The organism is Novosphingobium sp. B-7 (assembly GCF_000410615.1).
Lineage (GTDB): Bacteria > Pseudomonadota > Alphaproteobacteria > Sphingomonadales > Sphingomonadaceae > Novosphingobium > Novosphingobium capsulatum.
Genome location: NZ_KE148354.1, coordinates 1 through 8,879 on the forward strand (window position 1 = coordinate 1; position 8,879 = coordinate 8,879).

General features: G+C 66.0%; 10 protein-coding genes. 4 read left to right on the plus strand and 6 right to left on the minus strand.

Annotated features, from left to right (window positions below; genetic code table 11):
- From H926_RS0113370 to H926_RS0113385, 4 genes are all read right to left on the minus strand, one after another.
- Nucleotides 1-695 (minus strand): FAD-binding domain-containing protein (locus tag H926_RS0113370; RefSeq protein ID WP_022676760.1); only part of this gene is annotated, 695 nt, incomplete at its 3' end.
- A gap of 70 nt (nucleotides 696-765) precedes the next feature.
- Nucleotides 766-1,380: a DUF4328 domain-containing protein gene (locus H926_RS30880; RefSeq protein ID WP_022676761.1), complete on the minus strand. Its 615-nt coding sequence runs from the start codon at nucleotides 1,378-1,380 to the stop codon at nucleotides 766-768.
- 53 nt (nucleotides 1,381-1,433) lie between these two features.
- Nucleotides 1,434-2,534: a branched-chain amino acid aminotransferase gene (locus H926_RS0113380; RefSeq protein WP_022676762.1), complete on the minus strand. Its 1,101-nt coding sequence runs from the start codon at nucleotides 2,532-2,534 to the stop codon at nucleotides 1,434-1,436.
- A 457-nt stretch (nucleotides 2,535-2,991) separates the two neighbouring features.
- Nucleotides 2,992-3,375 carry a hypothetical protein gene (locus H926_RS0113385; protein ID WP_148291744.1) on the minus strand — a complete coding sequence of 128 codons (384 nt, stop codon included), beginning with the start codon at nucleotides 3,373-3,375 and terminating at the stop codon, nucleotides 2,992-2,994.
- A gap of 205 nt (nucleotides 3,376-3,580) precedes the next feature.
- Here H926_RS0113385 and H926_RS0113390 point away from each other — a divergent pair, with 205 nt between their 5' ends.
- The 3 genes from H926_RS0113390 to H926_RS0113400 all read left to right on the plus strand — a co-directional run bounded on the left by H926_RS0113390 (nucleotide 3,581) and on the right by H926_RS0113400 (nucleotide 5,374).
- On the plus strand, nucleotides 3,581-4,387 hold the full coding sequence (locus H926_RS0113390) for a TlyA family RNA methyltransferase (protein ID WP_028657977.1): 807 nt from the start codon (nucleotides 3,581-3,583) through the stop codon (nucleotides 4,385-4,387).
- A gap of 80 nt (nucleotides 4,388-4,467) precedes the next feature.
- Nucleotides 4,468-5,034, plus strand: a complete 567-nt coding sequence (locus H926_RS0113395; RefSeq protein ID WP_022676765.1) for a TspO/MBR family protein — start codon at nucleotides 4,468-4,470, stop codon at nucleotides 5,032-5,034.
- Nucleotides 5,035-5,110: 76 nt separating this feature from the next.
- Nucleotides 5,111-5,374 (plus strand): accessory factor UbiK family protein, encoded by a 264-nt coding sequence (locus H926_RS0113400; protein WP_022676766.1) that lies wholly within the window; start codon nucleotides 5,111-5,113, stop codon nucleotides 5,372-5,374.
- 60 nt (nucleotides 5,375-5,434) lie between these two features.
- On the opposite strand, the gene H926_RS0113405 is transcribed toward H926_RS0113400, so the two are convergent.
- A complete protein-coding gene (locus H926_RS0113405; RefSeq protein ID WP_028657978.1) occupies nucleotides 5,435-6,772 on the minus strand; it encodes a PAS domain S-box protein in 1,338 nt (445 codons plus the stop codon).
- Between the two features lie 93 nt (nucleotides 6,773-6,865).
- Nucleotides 6,866-8,074: a PLP-dependent aspartate aminotransferase family protein gene (locus tag H926_RS0113410; protein ID WP_022676768.1), complete on the minus strand. Its 1,209-nt coding sequence runs from the start codon at nucleotides 8,072-8,074 to the stop codon at nucleotides 6,866-6,868.
- Between the two features lie 98 nt (nucleotides 8,075-8,172).
- Between H926_RS0113410 and H926_RS27505 the strand changes: the two genes are divergently transcribed.
- Nucleotides 8,173-8,879: phospholipid carrier-dependent glycosyltransferase (locus H926_RS27505; protein ID WP_022676769.1), on the plus strand; the 707-nt coding region annotated here is incomplete at its 3' end.

Below are 8,879 nucleotides of genomic sequence, written 5' to 3' on the forward strand. Positions count from 1 at the left end.
GGGATCGTGGCTGTGCTGGCCAGGCCCTTGGGGGCAAAGCGGCCGCCGGTCATTGCGGCAATGCGTTCGGCATCGGCCAGATAGGCCTTGCCGGCCGTGTGCAGGCCCGCCACCCAGCGCCACGACAATGTGTTGGATGCCGGATCGCCATCGCCCAACTGGTCGAGGAAATGCGCCGCGCCCAGCTCCCACGGCAGGCCCAGGGTAAAGATCCAGATCGAGGCGACCTGCATGCGCGCCCAGTTGTGCAGGTATCCGGTCTGCGCCAGTTCGCCCATCCAATGGTCGAATGCGTCGATGCCGGTATGGCCGGCCACGGCATCGCCATGGCGCTCAGCCAGATCGGTATCGCGGCGCAGCGCCTGTCGCGCGGCATCGCGCCCGGCCAGATAGCGTGTCCAGATCGCCGGGCGCTGTTCCAGCCAGCCTTTCCAATAGGTGCGCCAGAACACCTCGCTGATGAAGCTGGCTGCCGCATCGGGGCCGTGGGCCGCCACTACCGCGTCGACCACGTCCGCCTCGCTCACCACGCGGCGGCGCAGCGCGGCCGACAGGCGCGATACTGCATCGTGATGGCCTGGTCCCTGGTCGAAATTGCGCCGCCTGGCATAGTCCACCCCGGCATGCGGCACGAACTGCGCCAGGCGTTCGAGTGCTGCGGCGCGTGTGACGGGGAAGATGGGGGTATCGGCCATGTCCAGCCTATCGGCGCGATTGCCGATGTGGGCGAGCCGTCCCTTAGTTCAGTACATGCGGCCGGCGTGGTCAGGCAAAGACGGCGGCCTGCGCCAGGCTGGCCTGGGCATGGTTCACCGTGCGCACCAGGCTGCGTAGCAAGATGCACGCCGCGAAACCCGCCACGGCGACCACCGGCACCAGCACGAAACGGCCAAACTCGGTGGCCTCGATCCCGGCGCGGTTGCTCAGGTTCATGCCGATCATCGCCACCAGCCAGGCGCCCCACCATTGCGGCAGGGTGGCGGTATCCTGCCCGGTGATCTGGCCATCGTGCAACACGCTTTCGCGCCAGATCTCGCGCATCACGTCATAGGGCTTGAACAGCCCGGCCACCGGCACGAAGGTCCACAGCCAGGCCATGACGGCGCCGTGCTTCAGGTTGCGGCCCGCCGCGCGCAGGTTGGCATTGGCGCGCGACAGCCACATGCTGGAAAGGATGATGGCGAGCAGGGCGGCGATCACCCCAAGGATGGCCGCCGGGGCCATGACCGAGGGCAACGCGCGCATGCCGTCGATGGTGCTGGTGCCAACCAGCGCAATGGCCATCATCACGCCGCTCACCGGCAACAGCCAGGATAGCACGGCCGTCAGCCGGTTGAGCCGGAAAAGCCCTTGTTCCAGTGTCAATTTCGCCACGCGCATCCCCCGCCGTTTCCTTGGGGGATAAGCGGGGGCTGGCGCGGCGGCAAGCGCGATCAGGCGATCTTCTTGACCCAGCCGTGGCTATCGGCCGCTTCGCCGCGCTGGATCGAGACCAGGCGCTGGCGCAGCTTTTGCGTCAACTGGCCCGGGCCGCCCGAACCGATGGTGAATTCGCCGTTGTGATCGGCCACCTTGCCCACCGGGGTCACCACCGCGGCCGTGCCACAGGCAAAGGTTTCCACCAGCTTGCCCGATGCGGCATCGGCGCGCCACTGGTCGAGGCTATAGCGTTCCTCGCGCACGGTCAGGCCTTCCTCGCGCGCCAGGGCGATCAGGCTTTCGCGGGTGATGCCGGGCAGGATCGTGCCGCCCAGCGGCGGGGTGACGATCGAGCCATCGTCGAACGCGAAGAACAGGTTCATGCCGCCCAGTTCTTCGATCCACTTGTGCTCGGCCGCATCCAGGAACAGCACCTGGTCATGGCCGCGGGCAAAGGCTTCGGCGGTGGGCACCAGGCTGGCGGCATAGTTGCCGCCGCACTTGGCCGCGCCCGTGCCGCCCGGCGCCGCGCGGGTATAGTCGCTCACCCAGATCGACACGGCGGGCGAGCCCGACTTGAAATAGTTGCCGGCGGGGCTGGCGATCACCATGAAGCGATAGGCCTTGGCCGGGCGCACGCCCAGAAATGCTTCGGATGCGAACATGAACGGGCGCAGGTAGAGCGAGCCGCCTTCGACCGTGGGGAACCAGTCCTGGTCGGTCAGCACCAGTTGCTCAACCGCGGCGATGAACAGGTCTTCGGGGATTTCGGCCATGGCCAGGCGGCGGGCCGAGGCATTGAAGCGCGCGGCGTTGGCTTCCGGGCGGAACAGGGCAATGCCGCCATCGGCCAGGCGATAGGCCTTCAAGCCTTCAAAGATTTCCTGGGCATAGTGCAGCACGGCTGCCGCCGGATCGAGCGCGATCGGGCCATAGGGCAGGATCTGCGCGTTGTGCCAGCCTTCGCTTTCCGACCAGTCGATCGAGACCATGTGATCGGAAAACTTGGTGCCAAAGCCGGGATTGGCCAGTACCTGCGCGCGCACATCGGCCGCAGCGGGTGCGGGATGGGGAACGCGGGTAAAGCGCAACGCAGGCGCGGCGGTGGTCGCCATGGCACAATCATCCTTGAAGATAGGGAATCGGTGATTCGCCCGTTGAACGATTGTTGCGTTTAACGCAAGGAAAAAGAAATAAATGTGAAGGGCCGCCTCGGCAATCCGAAGCGGCCCTTCGCATGGTCAGCGGCCGGAAGTGCCGCTCACGAAGCCTTTATCGCTGTGCTGGAAATCAGCGATAATGCCTCGCGCTGCGGAATGCCGACCTCTCTGCTGAACCATGAGACATCGGATCACCTCCTTTCGCGCTGTTGAGCCAAAGTCGCTGCCCGGGGCGTTCCGAACAGCTGGGCCGGGAGGGTTTCAGAGCCGCTCACCAACCTTGTGATCTATGTGCGCAATCAGAGGCCAAACAACAAGACTTGCATTCATTTATTTTGCCGTCAAAATCGTCGCTTCGCGCCTGCGTCGAGACGGCCAGGATAAGCGTCAAAGCCCCGGTTTTGCGGGGGTTTCAGCGGCAATCCTCGATCACCCGGCCCACTTCTGCCCATGCGGGCAATACCAGGGCGGGCAGGCCGTTGACATCCACCATGAAGCGCCCCCGGCTGAACGCCATGGCATCGAGCAGGTTGTCGCGCGCGGGCAGGGTGATCGCCAGGGTCTGCGTATCGAGCGGCACCGCGCTCATCGCGCGTTGCTGGCTGGTGGTGGTGATCGTGGCGGGCACCGGCTGGCTGGCGGCGCCAGCGATGCGCAGGGTGACCTGGCCCTGGCGGCATTCCATGGCAAAGACCGCGCCCACGCCGGGCTGGCCGAACTGCGCGAGGCCATTGGCATAGCGCCAGGTGCCCGGCGTTTGCGGCAGATCGCGCCAATCGGTGGGCGCACTGGCCATGGGTGGCGGCGCTGATGGTGGCGCCGCCGCGGGGGCAGGGCGCACCGGCGCAGGCGGAATCACCGCTTGCGAGGCGCAGCCAGCGGCCAACATCGCCAGCGTGGTGGCGCCAAGCCCGGCCCAGAGGGAATTTCGCGGCGGAGAATTGCGCCCTTGCCGGGCGGCGCGGTTGATCTTCATGCCCGGCTTATGGAAGGAAGCGGTCGTGACCACAACCCGAACGCCCTCGCCCGATCCGGCACCGCGTGCCAAACCTGCGTCCAAGCAGCGCATCGACCAGTTGCTGGTCGAACGCGGCCTGGCGGAAAGCCGTGCCCGCGCCCAGGCGCTGATCCTGGCTGGGCTGGTCTATGTTGGCCAGGCCAAGGTGGCCAAGGCCGGGCAAGCCGTGCCCGTCGATGCGCAGATCGAGGTGCGCGGCCGCGATCATCCCTGGGTATCGCGCGGCGGGATCAAGCTGGCCCACGCGATCGACCATTTCGGCCTCGATCCGGCGGGCGTGGTGGCGATGGACATCGGCAGTTCCACCGGCGGCTTTACCGATGTGCTGCTGCAAAAGGGCGCAGCGCATGTCTTTGCGGTGGATTCAGGCACCAATCAGCTGGCGTGGAAGCTGCGCCAGGACCCGCGTGTCACCGTTCTGGAGCAAACCAGCGCGCGTATCCTGACGCCCGCGCATATCGACCGGCCGGCCACCTGGGTGGTGTGCGATGCCAGCTTCATCGCTCTGGCCAAGGTGCTGGAGGTGCCACTGGCGCTGGCGGCGCGGCCCACCCGCCTGGTCGCGCTGATCAAGCCGCAATTCGAAGTGGGCCGGGCCGAAGTGGGCAAGGGCGGGGTGGTGCGCGATCCCGCGCTGCATGCCCGCGTCTGTGCCGAGGTGCGCGACTGGCTGGAAAGCGGGGGCTGGATGGTGGAAGGCATCGTCGAAAGCCCGATCACCGGGCCAGAGGGCAACGTAGAATTCCTTATAAATGCGTTTCGGAATGAGATTCCCTCGCCAATTGCCTAGAGCGACGACACTTGCCATACCGTTCACGGGGCCGGGCACCTTCCGGAACCATTTGCTTGAGGCAGACGTAAAACCACACCATGCGTTACCTTGCTTCACCCGCGCAGCTTCGCGCCAGCCTGATCCGCTGGTCGCTGTTCACCATTCCCCTGGTGCTGGGGCTGGGTTTCCTGTCCGGCCGCTCGGCTGGCAGCGGGCCTGACAACCCGTGGTTTGCCGCGCTGGTCAAGCCGGCGATCTTTCCGCCGCCGGTAACCTTTGGCATCGTGTGGAGCCTGCTGTACCTCGCAATGGGGCTGGCCTTGGCCATGGTCCTGGCCGCGCGTGGCGCGCCGGGGCGGCCAGTAGCCGTGGTGGCGTTCATCGTGCAACTGCTGCTCAACCTGTCGTGGAGCCCGGTGTTCTTTGCGCTGCATCGCATGGTCGTGGCGCAGGGAATCATCTTGGCGCTGATCCCGCTGGTGGCGCTCACGCTCTATCTGTTCTGGCGGGTGCGGCCTGCGGCGGGCTGGCTTTTGGCGCCATATCTTGCCTGGGTATGCTTTGCCGCGTTTCTCAATTTCCAGTTTATCCAGGCCAATCCTGGTGCCGATGGGGCAATGGCGCCAGCACCGGCCGCCGTGCACATCGATTTCCAGCAGGGATAACTGCATTGGGCGCTTGCGGTTCGTCGGCGTCCACACCATGTAGGCGGCAAGACGTTCAACCCCAGGATGGGCCGCCATGCAGACCGAAAACCCGATGATCGCCGATTTCGTCAAGGTGCTGAACAGCGCCGCCGGTACGCTGGCCGGGCTGGGCCGCGAAGCGGGCGAAACCGCCCGGGAAAAGGCGCGCGAGGTTTTCGGCGGCTTTGACTATGTCACCCGCGAGGAATTTGCCGCGGTCAAGGAAATGGCCGCCACCGCCCGTGAAGAGGCAGAAGCGCTCAAGGCCCGCATCGCCGCGCTCGAAGCGCGCCTGGCCGGCACCACCGACCAGGCCTGACCGCGCAAGGCAGTGGCGCGCCCAGCGTGCCGCTGCCACGCCAGCCAGGTAAGGGCTGGATCAGGACGTGAGCGTGCGCGCCAGCGTCGCGTCGCAATCCAGGTGCCAGGCCAGCCCATCGGGCGCATAGTCCAGCGTCACCTCTGCCTTGAGGCTGCGCGACGGGATATGCCGGATCAACGTGGTGCCAAACCCTGAATTTTCCGGCGGAGTCACCCGTGGCCCGCCGCGTTCGCGCCATTCCACCACGAACCGGTCGGCGCGATCCTCCCAATAGAGCCACACCTGCCCACCGTGCTGTGACAGCGCGCCATATTTGAGCGCATTGGTCGCCAACTCGTGCAGCGCCATGCCGACGATTTCGGCCGTGCGCGGCGACAGCAGCATGTCTGGCCCACAGACCTTGACCAGTGCGCGGCTGTCGCGATCGAGGATCGCCAGTTGCGCGTCGACCAACTCGGCCATGGGAATATGCTGCCAGCCGCGCTTCACCAGCAAGTCCTGATTGGCCGACAGGCTCGACAGGCGGTTTTCAAAGCGGCGCAGGAATTCGGGATCACCCCCGCCCGAGCGGCGCGCCAGCGCCTGGACCACCGCCAGCATATTCTTCGACCGGTGGTTCACTTCCATCAGGAGAAGGCGGATCTGCTCTTCCTTCTCCAGCATCTCTGTCACGTCGGTATTGGTGCCGAACCAGTTGACGATACGGCCGGTCTCGTCGCGAATGGGCTTGGCCCGCGAGAGGAACCAGCGATAGCTGCCATCGCGCCCGCGCAAGGGATAGGTATCCTCCCATTCGCGGCCGGCAGCGATATCGCCGTAGAATTTCGAGACGACGCGTTCCAGATGATCGGGATGGTGCACCGAAAGCCGGCGCTGCCCCACGCACTGGTCCTCGCTCAGCCCGGTGTAATCGTACCAGCGCTTGTTGAACCACAGCAGGATGCCGTACGGATCGGTGACCCAGGTCAACTGCGAGATGTTGTCGGCCAGCATCTGCAGACGGTGTTCGCGCTCGGCCAGGGCAGTAAGCGCAGCGTGGCGCCGGGTCACGTCGCGGGCGATCTTGCTGGCGCCCACCACCGTGCCATCGGCGGCCAGGATCGGCGACACGGTTAGCGAGACGTGGAACTGGCTGCCATCCTTGCGCTGGCGGATCGTCTCGAAGCTCTGCACCTGTTCGCCCCGCGCGATGCGGGCGATGATGTCGTCTTCTTCGGCCTGGCGATCGGCCGGGATCACGCGGCGTATCGACTGGCCCACCATCTCTGCTTCGCTAAACCCGAAGATGCGGGTGGCCGCCGGGTTCCACGTGAGAACGGTGCCATCCAGCGCCTTGCTGATGATGGCATCGTTCGATGATTGCACGATGGCAGAAAGGTGGGCTTCCGCCAGCACGTTTTCGCTCCGGTCCAAAGCCCCGTTGGCGGGCACCTTAGGCGGCAACGTCAGCATGTCAAACGGCCGATGGGACAGGGAAAAAAGGGTTGATCACAGCCCCACCGCCCTGAGCGCCTGGTCGAGATCCTCGATCAGGTCATCCGGGTCTTCCAGGCCGACGTTGAGGCGCAGCATGCCTTCGCCCACGCCCATGTCGGCGCGGCCTTCGGGGCCCACGCCGTGGTGGGTGGTGGTGGCAGGGTGGCACATCAGCGAGCGCGAATCCCCGATGTTGTTGGAGATATCGATCAGCTTGAGCGCGTCGAGCAGGCCATGGGCCTGGCTGCGGCCGCCATCCAGCACGATCGAGAAGATCGTGCCGCCCGCGCTCATCTGGCGCATCGCCAGGTCATGCTGGGGATGGCTCTTGAGGCCGGGGTAAAGGATCGTCGGCACGCGCGCTTCGACGAATTCGGCCACCTTCTGGGCATTCTGGCTCTGCCGCTGGATGCGCAGGTCCAGCGTCTCCAGGCCCTTGAGCACGACCCAGGCGTTGAACGGGGCGCAGTTGGGCCCGGTGTTGCGCTGGAACGGCAGCAGCACGTTGTCGATGAAATCCTGGCTGCCGCACACCGCGCCGGCCAGCACGCGCCCTTGGCCGTCCATCATCTTGGTGGCTGAATAGGCGACCACGTCGGCGCCGAATTCCATCGGGCGCTGCAGGGCATAGGTCGCAAAGGCATTGTCCACCACCGTGGTGATGCCATGGGCCTTGGCCAAGGTGCAGACATATTCCATGTCGACGATGCCCATGGTCGGGTTGGCCGGGCTTTCAAAGAAGAACACCTTGGTGTTGGGCCGGATCGCCGCTTCCCACGCGGCATTGTCGGTCGCGTCGATCAGGGTGCCTTCCACGCCAAAGCGCGGCAGCAGGCTTTCCACCAGCCAGCGGCACGAACCGAACGCAGCCTTGGCCGCCACGATATGGTCGCCGGCGGAAAGCTGGCAGAGCAGGGCCGTGGTCATCGCGGCCATGCCGCTGGCCTGGGTGCGGCAGGCTTGCGCCCCTTCCATCAGGGCAATGCGCTCTTCCAGCATGGCCACGGTGGGATTCTGCAGGCGGGAATAGGTCATGCCCGGTTGTTCACCGGCAAAGCGCGCGGCCACCGTGGCCGCATCGTCATAGGCATAGCCCGAGGTCAGGAACAGCGCCTCGGACGTTTCGCCCATTTCCGAACGCCAGGTGCCACCGCGCACGGCCTTGGTGGCCGGGCGCCAGGATTGGGTGATCGAGCGGTCTTGTCCGGTGGTGCGTTTCATGGCCCGCAGCCTTAGTTTGGCCGGCCCGACCATGCAAGGCGTTGCAGGGGCAGGGGCCATTGCACCGGCGGGGCCATTTGGCGTATCGCGCCCGGTCAATGACCCAGCCCATTCCGCTGCCCCCGCGCGCATCCGAACCCGATCCGATCCGCGCCGTGCTGGCGATCGTGGCCTGTTTTGCCGTGCTGGTCTTCTGGCGCCTGGGCACGCCATCCAAGATCATGTTCGATGAAGTGCATTACCTGCCGGCAGCCCGCCACCTCATCGCCCTGTCCAGCCGGCTCAATCCCGAACACCCCTTGCTGGGTAAGGAACTGATCGCGCTGGGCATGATGACTTGGGGTGACAACCCCTTTGGCTGGCGGTTCTTCAACGCGCTTTATGGCGTGATCGGGCTTTACGCCGCGATTCGCGCGTTCTGGTGGGCCAGTCTCTCGGCGCGCGGCACCGTGCTGTTCGCGCTGTTCATGGCCACCAACTTCATCTGGTTCGTGCTGGCGCGCATTGCCATTCTCGACATGGCCATGGCCGCTTCGCTGGCGCTGGCGTTCTGGCAGTGGGCGCTGGCGGCCCGGCGCGGCGCGCGCGTGCACCTGGTCTTGGCCGGCCTGTTCATGGGCCTGTCGATGGGCGGCAAGTGGACCGGCGTGCCCCTAATGGTCTTTCCCGGCCTGTGGTATGCCTGGGCCCGCTGGCAGGCCAGCGCCGACGTCACCGGTCTGCGGCGGGGCCTGGCCTGGCTGATCGGGCGCCAGGGTGGGCCGGTGCCGGGCGTGTGCCTGGCAGAGGCGGCACTGTGGCTGGG

Bases quoted from the DNA above. Each gene is read 5' to 3' on its own strand.
- H926_RS0113400 (WP_022676766.1), top strand. From the start codon at position 5,111: ATGCAGACCGAAAACCCGATGATCGCCGATTTCGTCAAGGTGCTGAAC.
- H926_RS0113380 (WP_022676762.1), bottom strand. From the start codon at position 2,534: ATGGCGACCACCGCCGCGCCTGCGTTGCGCTTTACCCGCGTTCCCCAT.
- H926_RS0113395 (WP_022676765.1), top strand. From the start codon at position 4,468: ATGCGTTACCTTGCTTCACCCGCGCAGCTTCGCGCCAGCCTGATCCGC.
- H926_RS30880 (WP_022676761.1), bottom strand. From the start codon at position 1,380: ATGCGCGTGGCGAAATTGACACTGGAACAAGGGCTTTTCCGGCTCAAC.
- H926_RS0113410 (WP_022676768.1), bottom strand. From the start codon at position 8,074: ATGAAACGCACCACCGGACAAGACCGCTCGATCACCCAATCCTGGCGC.
- H926_RS0113385 (WP_148291744.1), bottom strand. From the start codon at position 3,375: ATGGCCAGTGCGCCCACCGATTGGCGCGATCTGCCGCAAACGCCGGGC.